Below are 16,118 nucleotides of genomic sequence, written 5' to 3' on the forward strand. Positions count from 1 at the left end.
GTGTAGCAACGGGCACTTCACACGGCAGGCGTCACACAACGATCCTTGTACCGCCCACCATCGAATCCAGAAACCGGCACCGCGGCCGGTTTCGTCGTTTGGGCACCATCAAATGCACAGCGTGCGTGTAGCAACGGGCACTTCACACGGCAGGTGTCACACAACGATCCTTGTACCGCCCACCATCGAATCCAGCGAACAAGGGCCCGGCATCGCCGGGCCCTTGTTCGTTTCGGCGGGCGCGTACCCCTCAGGGATGCAGGTTGCCGAGCACGTGTTCGACCAGCAGCGCGAGGAAGGCTTCGCGCTCGCGCCGGTAGCCGGGGTCGAACGGGCCGGCCATCGCCGCAATGTGCATCGTTTGGTGGCCGGCATTCAGCGATGCATCGAGTCCCGGGCGCCGCAGGTATTCGCCGGGGTCGCAGCTGGCCTGCGCATGCCGGGCCCAGAACGCCGGCTCGGCCGGCAAGGCAATGAACTGCTCCTCCCAGCGCAGCTCGCCGGCGAGTGCGCCCAGCCCGGTTTGCGGCCATGCGGCGGAGCCTTGCCCCCACCGGTAACCCGCCAGCCACGCAGGCAACGCATCGACGGGCATCGGTCGCGCCAGCGCATGGCCCTGGCCGAAATCCGCGCCGAGGATCATCGCGGCCTCGATCAGGTCGGGCGATTCCAGCCCTTCGACGACCACTTCGAGCCGCAGGTCGTGCCCGATCCGGATCAGCTGGCGGATGAAACGCAAGGTGCCCAGCGGATCCTGCCGAACCTGGCCGACGATGGCCTGGTCGATCTTGATCCGGTCGAACGGCCACTGGCGCAGGCGGATGAGCGAGCTGTAGCCCGCGCCGAGGTCGTCTTCGACCAGGCGCACGCCCAGGGCCTTGAGCGACTGCATGCCCGAGTCTTGCGGCACGGCGGCATGCTCGGTGCCGATCGGCGATTCGAGTATCTCGAACAGCAGCGCCTGCGCCGCACAACCACTGCTGGCGATCACCGCCGCCGCCACCTCGGCATAGCGCGGATCCTCCAGTGCGGCCGCGGGTGCATTCACCGAGACGTCCAGCGCATGGCCCGCCCGCAACAGCGCTGCACGGCAGGCGGCGGCCTGGACCAGCCCCTGGCGGAACAGCACGAGCAAATCGTCCGCACCCAGCGCGGGAAGAAACCTGGCCGGCGCCAGCAGCTCGCCACCCTCGTCGCGCAACCGTGCCAGCGCCTCGATCTCGGTAATCCGGCCATCGGCAAGCCTGACCAGCGGCTGGTAGTGCATCTGCAGCGCGTCCGTCGCGACCATCGCGCGCCAGCGCTCGCGCACGAAGAACGGCAGCAGTTCGGTGCCCTGGCGCGGCGGCGCCAGGCGCGCCAGGGCGAGATCCAGCACGGTCTTGATCTGCTCGAGGAAAGCGCGCTGGTCCTCGCTATCGAAACCGCCGGCGTACGGGCTGTACACGGTCAGCACCACCGCCGGCTGCAGCGGCGACGGGCACAGCGGAATGGCGACGTTGGAGACCACGCCGAGGCTCAATGCGATGTCGCGCCAACCTGCCATCAACGGGTCGCTCGCGTAATGGGCGCACCGCTGGATCGTCGCCGTGCGCCAGGCGCGCCCGCTGGGGCCCTGCCCCTCCGGCGGGCCGGCATCGACCCGGATCGGCGGTGCCTTGCCGCAAAGCAGCGCGTGCAGGTATTCGGCAAAGGCCGTTCCCGCCACTGCCTCGTAGGTCAGCTGGCCCGACGCGTCCGGGCGCCCCGCCGAACAGGCGATGATTTCCTCGTGCGACACCAGGATGTCGGCCACGCCCTGGATCAGTTCCAGGTAGCCTTCGGCCGACCACGCCAGCGCATTGATCCTGGCCAGCAAGGCCACCCGGCGGCGCTGCAGCGCGCGCATGCTTTCCAGTTGCCATTGCCGCTCCATGCCCAGCCGCTGCAGCAGGACCGCCAGCGTGCGGCGTTCGGTCTGGCCGACGCCGGCCAGGGTGGTGGCCAGGATGTCGCACAACTGCTCGATCGCCTCCAGCAGCCAGACTTCCTCGAGCCCACAAGCCGCATGGAACAGGCCGGTCCGGGTCGCCCGGGCGCGATGGCCGGCCATATCGAGATCCGCCCGCAGCAGGGTCTGCAGATGCAGCAGCAGATGCTGCTCGAACACCCGTATATCCGCGGCCGGAAGCAGATCCAGCAGCCTGGCGATGCCGTCGTGCGAACGCAGCCTGGCATGGAAGCTTTCCACGATGCCCGTCAGCCGCGGCTCCCATGCCCGGCTGCAGGCACCCAGCAGCATGGCGGCATGTTCGCCATACGGCGAGGCGGCGGCATCCAGCTCGTCGGCCTGGTCCGTCATGCCGTGGGGCGAAACCAGCGACCACCAGCGCGAGCGGTGCCGTTTGCGCGACTTCACTTGGTACATCGCCTGATCGGCACGACGCAGCAGTTGCTCGCCGGTGGCCGGGACCTCGCCGGAGTACATCGCGATACCCAGGCTGGCGCCCACCGAGATGGCCTGGCCGTCGATCGCTGCCGGACGCCGCAAGGCCTCGCTGACCCGCTCCAGCAGGCCGTCGAGATCCTCCTCGCGCTCGAGATCCTCGAATACCAGCACGAACTCGTCGCCGCCCAGCCGGGCCACGTAGTCGCCGGCGCGAAGCATCCGCCGGAACCGTTCCGCCACCTCGGCCAGCAGACGGTCGCCCACGGCATGGCCGTGGCGGTCGTTGATCGGCTTCAGATCGTCCAGGTCGAGCAGCCCCACCGCGACCATGCGCCCGCGGCGCCTGGCGCGATCCAGCACGATCTCGAGGTGCCGATCCAGCGCACGGCGATTGGGCAGGCCGGTGAGATCGTCGTGCAGGGCCAGGTAGGTCTGCCGCTCCTGCTCCTGCAGCAGGGCGTGCCGCTGTGCGTGCTGGCGCAACGCCAGCCCGGTCGCGTCGGCGATCTCGTCCAGCAGGCGGCACATCTCGCCGTCGAAGGCATCCGGCTCGACGGTTACCACGACGAATACGCCGGTCGGCGCCCGCGCCGTGCCGATCGCATCGGCGGGGGATGCAAACAGCGGCCAGCATCCCACCGCACCGGCGTGCTCGAGCAATTCCTTGCGGAAGGCCCTGGCGGACCGCGGCGCGCCGCGTGGGTGGCGCCGGATGACCGGCGCGCCCTGCATGAAGGCCTGTGTCGGCGTAAGCACGGTGGGACCGTCGTCGTGCCGCGGCGGCAGGGGCAGGCCGCGCAGGATGTCCGCGATCGGCCCGACCAGGGCCACCCGCCGCAGCATGTGGTCGGCGCCATCGGCCGCGAACACGTCGACCGCGGCGGCACCGGCAATGTCGGCCAGCGCCTGGGCCAGCGTGCGGTAGACCGATTCCGGATCGGGCTGCTCGAGCAAGGCGCGCTGGATCGTGCGCTGTGCATCACGGTAGCGGCTCATCCGCACGCTGCGCTCCAGCAGCAGCTGGTGGTCCCAGAACCGGCCCAGCTCGTCGACCAGTCGCTGCGCCCAGTCGAGCAATTCCCCGCTCAGACCGGGCCCGTCGTCGCGGGAATAGGCGGCCAGTACCAGCTGGCCATCGTCCCGCGTCCTCGATGCGGCCACGATGCAGGAGCCGAAACCGTGCCGCTGCGCGGCGTCGCGCCATGGCGCGAACTCCGGCGCATCGACCGAAGTCACCCGGGCCTGCTCCTGGCGCAATACCATTGCCACCGGCCCGCGACCGCCGGGCTCGGATTCATCCGTGCTGAGGCGCAGCGCGGCGGCATAGTCCGCGGCGGGTCCCGCCGCCGCCAGGACCTCGACATTGCTGTGCCCCGGTTCGCGCCGCCCGATCCAGACCAGCGGAAGATCCATGGTCGAGGCCAGGATGCCCGCGATCGTGACCATGATCAGGCGTCGGTCGCGATCCGGCGCCGCACGCAGCAGCGCGAGGGTCTCCGCCACGCTCCGGTAGAAGCGTTCGCGAAGCTCGCCGCGTGCCTGTTCCTGGCTGTTCATCCGCCTGCCGATTTCCCCGAACGAACAAACGGTGCACCGATTGTCGGCCTACTTCATCATGGCAGCACGCATTAATCCACCGCGCCGACGGCACCCAGCACGGCCCGGACCGGTGCCGTTCACCCGGCCGGTGCGCGCTCCCCGCACGTCCGGGCGCGCTTGCGCATCAGCTCGCGCTCGCGCCGGTTCATGGCCAGTGCGGCCGCCCGCTCGAATTCCCGGCGCGCCTCGTCGACGCGGCCCAGCCGGGCCAGCAAATCGCCCCGCACCGCGGGCAGCAGGTGGTATCTCTGCAGGCTCGGCTCGTCGACCAGGGCATCGGCCAGTTCGAGGCCCGCTGCCGCGCCGCCCGCCATGCCCACGGCCACCGCACGGTTGAGTTCGACGATCGGCGACGGCGCCACCCGGGCCAGGGTCGCATACAGCGCGGCGATGCCCGGCCAATCGGTTTCCCCGCTGGTCAGCGCACGCGCGTGGCAGGCGGCGATCGCCGCCTGCAGCGCATACGGGCCCAGCGCGCCACCCAGCTTCCGGGCCTGCTCAAGCGCGGCCAGACCGCGGCGGATCAGCAACCGGTCCCACAACGCCCGATCCTGCTCCAGCAGCAGGATCGGCTCGCCGCTCGCATCCACGCGTGCGCGTGAACGCGAGGCCTGCAGTTCCATCAACGCCACCAGGCCATGCACCTCGGGCTCGCGCGGCATCAGGCCGGCCAGCACCCGGCCCAGGCGCAGGGCGTCCTCGCACAAGGCCGGGCGCATCCAGTCGTCGCCCCCGGTGGCCGAGTAGCCCTCGTTGAAGATCAGGTAAATCACCCCGAGCACCGACGAAAGGCGTGCGGCAAGCTCGTCGCCGCGGGGCACCTCGTACGCCACCGCGGCCTTGGCAAGGCTGCGCTTGGCGCGAACGATGCGCTGCGCGATGGTCGGCTCGGGCACCAGGAAGGCGCGCGCGATTTCCTCCGTGGTCAGGCCGCCGAGCAGGCGCAGGGTCAGCGCCACGCGCGCCTCCATGGAAAGCAGCGGATGGCAGGCGGTGAAGATCAGCCGCAGCAGGTCGTCGCCGAACGGGTCGTCCAGCGCCGCCTCGTCCGCGGACCTTGCACATTCCTGCTCGTGTTCCAGCTCGTGCATCAGTTGCTCGTGCTTGCGTTCGAGCAGCTTGCTGCGGCGCAGCCGATCGATCGCGCGATGCTTCGCGGTGGTCATCAGCCACGCGCCGGGATTGTCCGGCACGCCGGTATGCGGCCACTGTTCCAGCGCCACCACCAGCGCATCCTGCGCCAGCTCCTCGGCCAGGCCGACATCGCGCAGCATGCGGGCGAGGCCGGCGATCAACCGGGCCGACTCGATCCGCCAGACGGCGTCGATGGTGCGATGGGTATCGGTCACGCTCATGGCGACCGATCACACCATCCCCACCGCGCCGGCGCAAGGCCGTTCCTGCTTCCGGCCCACGCCCGCCTGCGAGGCCGGTCCCGCGGCCTCGCTCAGGACGCGGCGACGGGGCGGCGGCGGGGGCCGCCCCGCTCCGCGCCGTGCGCGCGCACGGCGGCGTCCCGGGTCAATTCCCGCTGCACGTCGACGGCAAGGTCGGCGAACTCCTGCACCCGCTGCACTTCGATGGTCTCGCCGGCCGCCGCCGGGCACCGCGAGGCCCAGGCGATGGCCTCGTCCCGCGACGCGACATCGATCATCCAGTAGCCGGCGGGCACGCCCATCGTTCCGCTGCGCGGACCATCGACGAGCTCGGCCCCGCCGCCGGCGAAGAAGATGCGCGCGCCCATCGAGGGCGGGCACAACCCGTCCAGCGCAACCAGCACGCCGGCCTGCCACAAGGCGTGGTTGTACCGCGCCATCGCGGCCGCGCCATCGGCATCGGACCCGTTCCCCGGCGCCTCGCCCTCGACCGCGCCGGCGCCGGGGATCAGCCACATCATGAAACGCATGGCGGTTGCTCCCCGGCGCGCCCTTGCCAGGACCGGCCCTCGACCCGGCTCATGACTTCGCCGCGATCTGCGCGCGCAGCCGCTCCTCCTGCTCGCGCAGTTCGGGCGTGAAATCGGCGCCGAAATCCTCGGCCTCGAACACCTGGCGGACCTCGATCTCGGCATCGTCGTCGAACGGCGCGCGCTTGAGCCACTCGATCGCCTCCTGCATCGACTTCACCTGCCACAGCCAGAAGCCGGCAATCAGCTCCTTGGTCTCCGCGAACGGCCCGTCGGTCACCGTGCGCGCGCCCCCCGAGAACTTCACCCGCACGCCCTTCGAACTGGGCTGCAGGCCCTCGCCCGCCAGCATGATGCCGGCCTTCACCAGCTCCTCGTTATAGCGGCCCATCGCGGTCAGCAGCTGCTCGCCGGGCATCACGCCGGCTTCCGAGTCCGGGGTCGCCTTCACTATCACCATGCATCGCATCGTCGTGTCTCCTTCGAATGAGTGGGAGCCAGGCAGGCCATCCCGGCTCTATCCGAATGACGAACGGCGGACCGGCAAATCGACACGCCGCCCCGCCTGCCGGCCGCCATCGCAAACGATGAGCCGCGGCTCGGTATGCTGTGCGGGTTGCGTCAACCAGGGCAGGAAGGCATGAGGGACAACCCGGGCGGACTGATCGTCCACCGCGGCAGCCGCACCGAGCGGCTGGCCGATGCACTGGCGCTGCAGCTCGAAGCGCAGCGGCCGGCCAATCCGCTGGCGGCACAGACCGTGGTGGTGGCGCATCCGGGGCTGCAGCGCTGGCTGCTCGGCCATCTTGCACAGCGCAGCGGGCCGCATGGCGGGCACGGCATCGCCGCCAACATCGAGATGATCCTGCCGTGGCAATGGTTCGAGCGCGCGGCCCGCCGCGTGCTGGGCGACGAGGCGCTGATCGGCGGCGCGTACCGGCACGAACTGCTGCGCTGGCGCCTGCTGGCAGCGCTGCCCTCGCTGAAGGCGCCGGAAGTCGCCGCCTACCTGGCCGGCGACGACGCCGCGCGACGCAGCTTCCAGCTGGCCGAGCACCTGGCCGGCCTGTACACCCAGTACCTGATCTACCGGCCGGACTGGATCCTCGACTGGGAGCAGCATCCCGCGCAACACGGCGGCGACTGGCAGGCGGCGCTGTGGCAGCGGCTGCGGGCCGGCATCCCGCGGCCGCACCGCGCACAACGCAGCGCCGACCTGCTGGCGGCGCTGCGCGCCGGCGGCGGGCTGGCCGGCGACCCGCCGCTGCACGTGTTCGGCGTCAGCCACCTGCCGCCCGACGTGCTGGCCGCGCTGCAGGCCACCGCGCTGCACGCGCCGGTGCACCTGTATTTCCCCGACCCCTGCCGCGAGCACTGGGTCTATCTGCGCAAGCAACGCTTCCTGCTCGCCCACGCGGACGACCCGGAGGCGCTGTATTACGAGGTCGGCCATCCGCTGCTGGTGGCGCTCGGCCGCATCGCGCAGGATTTCTGCCTGAGCCTGGACGAATGCGACGCGATCGACGAGCGCGACCCGCTCGACGAGGCCGAGCCGCTCGGCGGGGCCAGCTCGCTGCTAGACCGACTGCAGTCGAGCATCCGCTGCCTGCAGCCGGAGCTGGTGGGCGCGCCGATCCGCGAACAACAGGCCGGCGGTGCCAGCCTGGAGGACATCCTGCCCGCGCTGCGCCACGACGCCAGCCTGCGCGTGCACGCCTGCCACACCCGCCTGCGCGAGCTGGAAGTGCTGAAGAATGCCTTGCTGCGCTTCCTTGCCGACGATCCCGCCCTGCAGCACCGCGACATCGTGGTGATGGCGCCGGATATCGGCGCGTACGCACCGTACCTGGCGGCGGTATTCGGCGAGCCGGCGCAATACCGCAACGACCCGCTGCACATTCCCTGGCACCTGGCCGACGTCGGGCTGGCGCAGGCACACCCTCTGATGAACGCGTTTTCGCAGTTGCTGGACCTGGCCGAGAGCCGCTTCACGGTCAGCGAGGTGCTGGACTTCCTCGACGTGCCGGCGGTGGCGCGGCGCTTCGCGATCGACGCCGGTGGCCGCGACGCGCTGGAGCGCTGGCTGCGCCGGGCCCGCGTGGCGTGGGGCCTGGATGCCGCGATGAAGGCCGCGGCCGGCGCGGCCGCGGTCGACGCGAATTCATGGCAGTTCGGCCTCGACCGCATGTACGCCGGGTTGATCGTAGGCCAGGACGCGGATGGCGAACTGCTCGACGACATCCTGCCGCTGCGGGGCGTCGCCGGCGGCGCGGTGGAAGCGCTGGGCCAGCTCGACCGCCTGCTCGGCGAGCTGCGCCAGGTGCGCCATGCCCTTGCCGGCGCGCGCCCGCTGGCCGCGTGGAGCGCATGGCTGCTGGAACGGCTCGATGCGCTGTTCCTAGCCGACCCGCGCGATGCCGCCGAACAGAACGCGCTCGACGCCCTGCGCCGGCTCGCCGCCAGCCTCGCCGGCCAGGCCGCCGAGGCCGGTATCGACGCGCCGCTGCCGTGGAGCGTGGTGCGCGAGGCGCTGCGCGGCGCGCTGGACGCGGTACCGGAGCGCCAGGCCTTCCTGCTCGGCGGGGTGACCTTCTGCGGGCTGGTGCCGCAGCGCTCGATCCCGTTCCGCGTGGTCTGCCTGCTCGGCATGAACGAGGGCGAGTTCCCGCGCCCCGGCCACGACGCCGGCCTCAACCGGATCCTCGGCCAGCCGCGGCGCGGCGACCGCGACACCCGCAACGAGGATCGCTACCTGTTCCTGGAGGCGCTGATGTCGGCGCGCGACGCGCTGCACATCAGCTACGTCGGCGAAGGCGTGCGCGATGGCAAGCCGCGCAATCCTGCCGCGCCGCTGGCCGAGTTGCTGCAGTTCCTCGACGAACAGCACGGCCTCGCCGCCGATGCCAAGACCGAACGACCCTGGCGCGTGCGCCACCCGCTGCAGCCCTTCGACGCGCGCTACTACGAGCGCGATGCGCAGGGCCGGCCCCGCCACGATCCGCGGCTGTTCTCGTACGAGCCGGCGTTCCTCGCCGCCGCGCCGGCCAGTGCCGGCTTGCCGCCCTTCCTCGGGCCACCGCGGGCCGCGCCGGGAACCGTGGCCGGCGGCGAAATCACCCTCGGTGCACTCAAGCGCTTCTGGCGCGACCCCGCGCGCGACGCATTGCTGCGCGGCCAGGGCATCAGCCTGCGGGCACTGGACGACAACGGCTGGCCGGACCGCGAGCCGCTGGAGACGCCACTGGAAAAAATCGAGCGGGTCGACCACCGCCTGCTGTTCGAGGCGCTCGCCGCCGGCCGCGACGAACTGCCCGCCGAACCGCCGGCATGGCTCGCCCGCTCGGGCATGCTGGCCGGCGGCGCGATCGGCGAGCAGACCTGGGTACGACTGCGCGACTCGCTGCGCCCCCTGCTCGCGCAGGCGCAACCGCTGTTCGCCAGCAGCGGCGCACAGGCGCAGGCCCGGGCGATCGACCTGGACCTCGGCGGCGGCCTGCGCCTGACCGGCGTGGTCGACCGGGTGTTCCGTGGCGCCGGCGACAGTCTGCTGTGGTTCGACGCCCGTCCGGGGCGCGCCGCCAATCTGAGGGATCTGCTGGCCTTCTACATCGACTGGGCCTGCCTGAAACTCGCCTACGCCGATGACGGCGCCCGCCTGCAGGCCACGCTGCTGGAGCAGGTCTGGCGGACGCGGGGCGGCAGCAGCGTGCTGCTTGCCCAGAGATCCGGCATGCTCGACGCCGTCATGGCGCAGGATGATGGCCAGCTGCGCCATGGCCTGCGCCGCCTGATCGAGGCATACCGGGCCGCCGAACAGCGACCGCTGCTGTTCTTTCCGCGTACCGCGCAGGCCTGGGCCACCAGCGAACCGGAGGACCGCCGCGCCAAGGCAATTGCGGCGTGGGAAGGCGACGGCTTCAACCCCGGCGAGCGCGACTACGCACCCGGCTACGCGGCCCTGCTCAGCCGCGGGCTGGACCTTTTCGACGAAACCGGCCTCGCGCACCGTGCCTTCATCGCTGCCACCGAACTGGTCTGCGGCGTGCTCGATCCGGGGCACACGACGCTGTTGAAGGAACCCCGCCCATGAACCTCCTGGTAGGAGCGCACCCTGTGCGCGAACGCTCTTCGCACGGGTCCACCCAAAGGCATCGCGCACAGGGTGCGCTCCTACAACGGTATCTCGCCCCATGATCGATGCCACCGCCCTGCCCCCGCTCGACTGGCGCCGGATGCCGCTGCACGGACGCGTGCTGATCGAGGCCAGCGCCGGCACCGGCAAGACCTGGAACATCGGCGTGATCTACCTGCGCCTGCTGCTCGAGCGCGGGCTGCCGGTGGAGCAGATCCTGGTGACCACCTTCACCGACGCCGCCGCGCAGGAACTGCGCGAGCGACTGCGCCGCCGCCTGGTCGAGGCCGAGCGACTGCTCGAAGCCGCGACCCGCGACGCGGCCAGCGCCGATCCCCTGGAGAGCTGGCTGGCCACGCTGTGCCCCGACGCGGACAGCACGCGCATCGCGCTACGCCGGATCCAGCTCGCCCGCAGCGACCTCGACCGTGCGCCGGTCTCCACCATCCACGCGCTGTGCCAGCGCATCCAGCGCGACTACCCGCTGGAGAGCGGCGCCGCCTTCGCCGACGACCAGCTGTTCGACGAGCAGCAACTGATGCGCGAATGCGTGGAGGATTTCTGGCGCCGTCGCTACCTCGCCGGCGAGGTCGACCCGCGCGAAGCCGAGCTGCTGCTGAGGGACGGCCCGGAGGGCCTGCTGCGCGACCTCGGCGGGCTGGCGAACCATACCGACGCGCGGATCGAGGCCGGCGGCCTGGCCGAACTCGAACGCGCGCTCGCCGTACTGCACACGGACGCGAGCATCGCCGAGCTGCAGCGGCTGGCAGACGACGCGACGCTGTACAAGCGGGCCAATGCGGCACTGCGCGGCCGGCTCGGCGAGATCGCCCAGGCGCTGCGAGACGACGACGAGGCGCAACTGTCCAGGTCGCTCAGCGACGTGTTCGAGCCGGAAAACCTGCCAGCGCAGACGGCCGCCGCCCGCGCCGGTGAAATCGCCGACCATCCGCTGATCCACGCCCTGCAGGCGCTGCGCCCGCTGCTCGGCATGCGCGACATCCTCGTCCGCGGCGCGGTGTTGGCCGCGGCGGCACAGGCCTGCCGCGAGGAGATGCCGCGGCGCGCGCGCCAGCGCCACGTGATGACGTTCTCGATGCTGATCGACGCGGTGTATCAGCGGCTTTGCGGCGAACAGGCCGACGACGTGCTGGCCGACCGTCTGTTCGACGCTTTCCCGGTCGCCCTGATCGACGAGTTCCAGGACACCGACCAGCGCCAGTTCGCCATCTTCGAGCGGATCTACCGCGAGCGCGGCACGCTGGTGATGATCGGCGACCCCAAGCAGGCCATCTACAGTTTCCGCGGCGGCGACATCGCCGCCTACCTGCGCGCCGGCGAACAGGCCGGCCAGCGTTTCTCGCTGGGCACCAACCACCGTTCCAGCCGCACCCTGGTGGAAGCGTTGAACGCCTGGTACGGCCATACCGAGGGCGGTTTCGGCCAGCCGCAGATCCGCTACCAGCCGGTCGCGCCGGCCGGCAAGGCGGACGACCAGCCGTACACCGTCGACGGCCGGCCGGTGACGCAGCCGCTGGTGTTCCACCCGTTCCGCGGCGATGCCGTGGACAACAGGAATCGCCCGCTGAAGGCCCTCGGCGAACTCGAATCGCTGGCGCTGGACGACTGCGCCAACCGCATCGCCGAACTGCTCAACGACCCGCGGCGGGCGATCGGCGGCCGCCCGCTGACACCCGGCGACGTCGCCGTGCTGCTGTCCACCAACAACCAGATCGTGGCGCTGCGCCAGCGGCTGGTCGCGCGCGGCGTGCCCTGCGTGGGTAGCGGCCGCGGCAACATCTTTGCCGGCGAGGTCGCGCGCGAACTGGAGCTGGTCCTGTTCGCCGTGCTGCATCCCGACGACGACCAGGCGGTGCGCGGTGGGCTGGCCACCGCCCTGCTCGGCGCCACGCTGGAACAGTTCCGCGACTGGCAGGCACAGCCCGCCGCATTCGAACGCGAACTGGAACGCTTCGAGGCGTGGCGCGCGCTGGTGCGCGGCCGCGGCGTGCTGGCCCTGGTCGGCGAACTGCTGGCCGCGCGCGCCACCGCCCTGCTGGCGCTGCCGGAAGGCGAGCGCGTGCTCACCGACCTGCGCCACCTCGGCGAACTGCTCGCCGCGGAGGAAGGCAAGCGGCAAGGACTGGACGGCCTGTACGCCTGGCTGCAGGAGATGCGCCGGGAAGGCAGCGACGGCGATGCCGAAGCCGCCGACGAGCGCCAGCTGCGCATCGAGAGCGACGCCCGCCGCGTGCAGCTGCTGACCATCCACGCCAGCAAGGGGCTGGAATTCCCCATCGTGTTCCTGCCGCTGCCGTGGCGCATCGGCAACCGAACGGGCATCTATGCGCCGAAGCTGCTGCGCTATCACGACGCCGCCGGCCGACGTTGCGTGGACTTGGGCTCGATGCATTTCACCGAGCACCGCGCCCGACACTTCCGCGAGGAGCTGGAGGAACGCCTGCGCCTGCTCTACGTGGCGCTGACCCGCGCCGTGCATGCCGTGCACGTGTACTGGGTCGACCGCGGCCCGCTGCCCGACGGCGATGCGCAGGCATGGCAATGGGCGGCGATCGACCTGCTGGTCGGACAGGCCCAGCATGCGCTGGCGCTGCCTGCGGGCGAAGCCTCGCTCGCGGCCATGGCCGGGGCGCTCGGCGGCATGCAACTGTGCGCGCCGTTCGCCGACACGTTCACCCGCTACCGGCCACCGGCCGAAACCGCCGCGCCGCGCGCCACCCAGGCGCCGCTGCCGCCGTTGCGGCCGTTCCAGTGGCTGCACAGCTTCAGCGGCCTGACCCGCCATGCCGCCGCGGCGCTGATCGACGACAGCGGCGGTGCCGACGAAGCCGGCGCGGAAGAGCCGGCGATCGAAGCGGATGATACCGCCGAAGATGGCCGCCTGCTCGCGCTCTACCCGCTGCGCGGCCCGCGCTTCGGCGACGCCGTGCACCGCGTGTTCGAGCTGGCGCAGCCCGGCCCGATCTGGCCCGACCAGCGCCAGTTGCTGCACCGCCAGCTCGGCGCGCAGGCCGTCGCCGCCCCGCACCTCGCCCATGAGGAAGCGCTGGAGCGCGTCGGCCGGATGATCGATCGTGCGCGCCAGGCCGACCTGGGCGACGGCCTGCGCCTGCTCGACCTCGGGCCCGACCAGCGCATTACCGAGTTCGAGTTCCAGTTTCCGGTACGGCAGGTGCCGCTGGCGCAATTGCGCCGGATCTGCGCGGCCCACGGCCACGCCGACGCGGTGCCGGCCAGCCTCGACGCCACCACGCTGAACGGCATGCTGACCGGCTTCGCCGACCTGATCCTCGCCTGGGACGGACGCTTCCACGTGCTCGACTACAAGACCAACTGGCTCGGCGCGCGGCTGCGCGACTACCAGGGCGACTCGCTCGAGGCCGCCATGGCCGAGCACCACTACCCGCTGCAGGCGCTGCTCTACACCGTGGCGCTGCATCGCTACCTGCGCCAGCGCATGGACGGCTATACGGCCGAACGCCAGCTCGGCGAAAGCTGGTACCTCTTCGTGCGCGCGCTGGGGCTGGCGCCCGGGCTGGGCGTGTGGCGCCGGCGCTGGCCGGCGCCCCTGATCGAGGCGCTCGACGACGCCTTCGCCGGTGCGCAGGAGGCCGTGGCATGAACCTCCCGCTGCCGCAAGCCGCCAATGCCGACGCCGACGAGCGCGCGATCGACCAGGGCCTGGCGCAATGGGTGCTCGGGCGCACCGGCTCCGCCCCGCTCGCCGCCGCCGTGCGCGCAGCCAGCCACGCCGAAGGCCACGGCCATTCCTGCGCCACGCTGACCGATCCGGAGACCGGCGCCGGCTTCGACGCCGACGCCCTGGGCGCGTTGCGCCGGCACGACTGGGTCGGCGACGGCACCTCGTTCACCCCGTTCGTGCTCGATGCACGGGGGCGTTTCTACCTGTGGCGCAACTGGGGGCACGAAACGAGGCTCGCCGAGGCGATCCTGCGGCGCTGCGCGCAACGCACGCTGCCGATCGCCGCCGATACCCTGGCCAGCGACCTGGACACGCTGTTCGCCGGCATGCCGCGCGGCGCCACCGACTGGCAGCGCGCCGCCGTGGCCGCCGTGCCCGGCGCGCGCTTCTTCGTGCTCACCGGCGGCCCCGGCACCGGCAAGACCACCACCGTGGTGCGCATGCTGCTGATGCTGCTGCAGCACGCGCAGGCCTGCGATCTGCCGGCGCGGCCGTCGATCGCCCTCGCCGCGCCCACCGGCAAGGCCGCCCAGCGCCTGGTGCAGGCCATCGCCAGGGGCAAGGCCGAGCTGCAAAGTGCGCTAGCCCCCGTAGGAGCGCACCCTGTGCGCGATGCTCTTCGTCCCGATCGACATCAGAGCAATCGCGCACAGGGTGCGCTCCTACAGCACATCCCGCACGCCGATGCGCGCACGCTGCACCGCCTGCTCGACTACCGGCCGATGGACGACAGCTTCGGCCGCGGCCCGCACAACCCGCTGGCCGAGGACATCGTGGTGGTGGACGAGGCGTCGATGGTGGACCTGGCAATGATGCGCCAGCTGCTGCAGGCGCTGCGCCCCGAGGCGGTGCTGATCCTGCTCGGCGACCCGGGCCAGCTGGCCTCGGTCGATGCCGGCTCGGTGCTGGCCGACATCGTCGCCGGCGCACCGCGCAACCGGTTGCCGCCAGCGCTGGCCGGCCTGCTCGCGCCGCTGCTGCAGCAAGCGCCCGGCAGCGCCGGCGGCGACACACCGCTGGCCGGCCAGGTACTCACGCTGACCCACAGCTGGCGCGCCGGCAGCGGCCTGCAGCGCGGCGTCGAGGCGTTGCGCGACGCGCCCGACCCGGCCTGGCTGGACGCGCTGCTGGGCAAGCGCAGTGACGGCGACCTGCACCTGCGCCACTGCCCCAACGCCCATGCCCTGCGCGCCTGCGTCGACGGCTGGATCGAGCGTCACGCCGAGCTGCTGCCATCGCTGCTGGCGCCGGCCACCGACGCCGCCGCGGCATTGCGGCAGCTGCGCCAGCTGCAGATCCTGTGCGCACTGCGCGACGGTCCGTTCGGCGCGCAGGGTCTCAACGAGCTGATGCTGCGCCGGCTCGCCGCCCGCTTCGGCATCGAGGCCGGCCACGCCTGGTATCACGGCCGTCCGGTCATCATCACCCGCAACGACTATGCCCGCGGCCTGTTCAACGGCGACGTCGGCATGGCGCTGGAAGGTGCGGAGGGGCTGCGCGTGTGGTTCGAGCAGAGCGACCGCGACGGCAACGCCGGCCTGCGCAGCTACTCGCCGCGCGCCCTGCCCGCGCACGACAGCGCCTGGGCGATCACCATCCACCGCAGCCAGGGTTCGGAATACCGCGATGTGGCCGTGCTGCTGCCGCCCGACGCCGACAACCGCATCCTCACCCGCGAACTGGTCTACACCGCCATCTCGCGCGCGAAGGAGCACGCCGAAATCTGGACCACCGACGACTCGCTGCGCGCCGCGCTGGCGCGGCCGATCCAGCGACAAGGCGGCCTGCGCGAACGACTGCAGCGGTCGTGAAGGAAAACGCGCCGATCCGGCGCCCGGCCCCGAAGGCCGGGACGCCGGATCGGCGCGGACTCACCAGCAGCCGGTCGTGCTGGGTCCGCGCGCGCCGGCCTGGTTGAGCGAGAGCGTGCCGCACTTGGTGTCGCGGGTCAGCTGGGCGTTGATCGGCGTGGCCGTGATGCTGTACTTCGACGTGCTCAGCGACGACGACGGCAGGTCGTAGCTGTAGTCGGCACCGGTGCGCTGGGGGCTGGCGCAATCCAACCCAGGCAATGCCGCCCCCTTGTAGCTGAGGTTGGTGGTGTAGTAACGCTCCATGTAGTTGGCGTGCTCCGACAGGCAGCCTTCGGCCGCCACCCGCTTGGTCCTGGTGATGTAGCTGGTGTACGCGGGCAACGCGATCGCGGCCAGGATCGCGATGATCGCCACCACGATCATCAATTCGATCAGGGTGAAGCCGGCGCTGCGGCCCATGCGCATGGCCGGCAACGCGCCACGTTCGATCGACGGGAATCGTTTCATCGTTGCAT

General features: G+C 71.5%; 8 protein-coding genes. 3 read left to right on the plus strand and 5 right to left on the minus strand.

Annotation, left to right across the window (positions count from 1 at the left end; all coding sequences use genetic code 11):
* Nucleotides 1-250 precede the first annotated feature (250 nt).
* From AC3WRN_RS11190 to AC3WRN_RS11205, 4 genes are all read right to left on the minus strand, one after another.
* Nucleotides 251-3,985, minus strand: a complete 3,735-nt coding sequence (locus AC3WRN_RS11190; RefSeq protein WP_492623010.1) for a diguanylate cyclase domain-containing protein — start codon at nt 3,983-3,985, stop codon at nt 251-253.
* Nucleotides 3,986-4,104: 119 nt separating this feature from the next.
* The gene (locus tag AC3WRN_RS11195; RefSeq protein WP_492623011.1) at nt 4,105-5,382 is read right to left on the minus strand and encodes an RNA polymerase sigma factor; all 1,278 of its coding nucleotides are present in this window, start codon (nt 5,380-5,382) and stop codon (nt 4,105-4,107) included.
* A 92-nt stretch (nt 5,383-5,474) separates the two neighbouring features.
* Entirely contained in the window at nt 5,475-5,933 is a 459-nt protein-coding gene (locus AC3WRN_RS11200; RefSeq protein WP_492623012.1) for a YciI family protein, read from the minus strand.
* A 49-nt stretch (nt 5,934-5,982) separates the two neighbouring features.
* On the minus strand, nt 5,983-6,402 hold the full coding sequence (locus AC3WRN_RS11205; RefSeq protein WP_492623013.1) for a YciI family protein: 420 nt from the start codon (nt 6,400-6,402) through the stop codon (nt 5,983-5,985).
* A 171-nt stretch (nt 6,403-6,573) separates the two neighbouring features.
* On the opposite strand from AC3WRN_RS11205, the gene recC reads away from it, so the two are divergent.
* The 3 genes from recC (at nt 6,574) to recD (ending at nt 15,600) form a co-directional block, all read left to right on the plus strand.
* The gene (gene recC / locus AC3WRN_RS11210) at nt 6,574-10,023 is read left to right on the plus strand and encodes an exodeoxyribonuclease V subunit gamma (RefSeq protein ID WP_492623014.1); all 3,450 of its coding nucleotides are present in this window, start codon (nt 6,574-6,576) and stop codon (nt 10,021-10,023) included.
* A gap of 100 nt (nt 10,024-10,123) precedes the next feature.
* Entirely contained in the window at nt 10,124-13,708 is a 3,585-nt protein-coding gene (locus tag AC3WRN_RS11215) for a UvrD-helicase domain-containing protein (RefSeq protein WP_492623015.1), read from the plus strand.
* The gene (gene recD, locus AC3WRN_RS11220; RefSeq protein WP_492623016.1) at nt 13,705-15,600 is read left to right on the plus strand and encodes an exodeoxyribonuclease V subunit alpha; all 1,896 of its coding nucleotides are present in this window, start codon (nt 13,705-13,707) and stop codon (nt 15,598-15,600) included. Before AC3WRN_RS11215 ends, recD begins: the two co-directional genes overlap by 4 nt.
* A 60-nt stretch (nt 15,601-15,660) precedes the next feature.
* Here recD and AC3WRN_RS11225 read toward each other — a convergent pair whose 3' ends face one another.
* The gene (locus AC3WRN_RS11225) at nt 15,661-16,110 is read right to left on the minus strand and encodes a type IV pilin protein (protein WP_492623017.1); all 450 of its coding nucleotides are present in this window, start codon (nt 16,108-16,110) and stop codon (nt 15,661-15,663) included.
* Between the last annotated feature and the right edge of the window lie 8 nt (nt 16,111-16,118).

This window comes from Rhodanobacter sp. FW101-FHT13A11, assembly GCF_058790335.1.

What these genes read in the sequence shown, in the direction of transcription:
- AC3WRN_RS11190 (WP_492623010.1), bottom strand. Translation starts at nt 3,985, where the DNA reads ATGAACAGCCAGGAACAGGCACGCGGCGAGCTTCGCGAACGCTTCTAC.
- AC3WRN_RS11195 (WP_492623011.1), bottom strand. Translation starts at nt 5,382, where the DNA reads ATGAGCGTGACCGATACCCATCGCACCATCGACGCCGTCTGGCGGATC.
- AC3WRN_RS11200 (WP_492623012.1), bottom strand. Translation starts at nt 5,933, where the DNA reads ATGCGTTTCATGATGTGGCTGATCCCCGGCGCCGGCGCGGTCGAGGGC.
- AC3WRN_RS11205 (WP_492623013.1), bottom strand. Translation starts at nt 6,402, where the DNA reads ATGCGATGCATGGTGATAGTGAAGGCGACCCCGGACTCGGAAGCCGGC.
- recC (WP_492623014.1), top strand. Translation starts at nt 6,574, where the DNA reads ATGAGGGACAACCCGGGCGGACTGATCGTCCACCGCGGCAGCCGCACC.
- AC3WRN_RS11215 (WP_492623015.1), top strand. Translation starts at nt 10,124, where the DNA reads ATGATCGATGCCACCGCCCTGCCCCCGCTCGACTGGCGCCGGATGCCG.
- recD (WP_492623016.1), top strand. Translation starts at nt 13,705, where the DNA reads ATGAACCTCCCGCTGCCGCAAGCCGCCAATGCCGACGCCGACGAGCGC.
- AC3WRN_RS11225 (WP_492623017.1), bottom strand. Translation starts at nt 16,110, where the DNA reads ATGAAACGATTCCCGTCGATCGAACGTGGCGCGTTGCCGGCCATGCGC.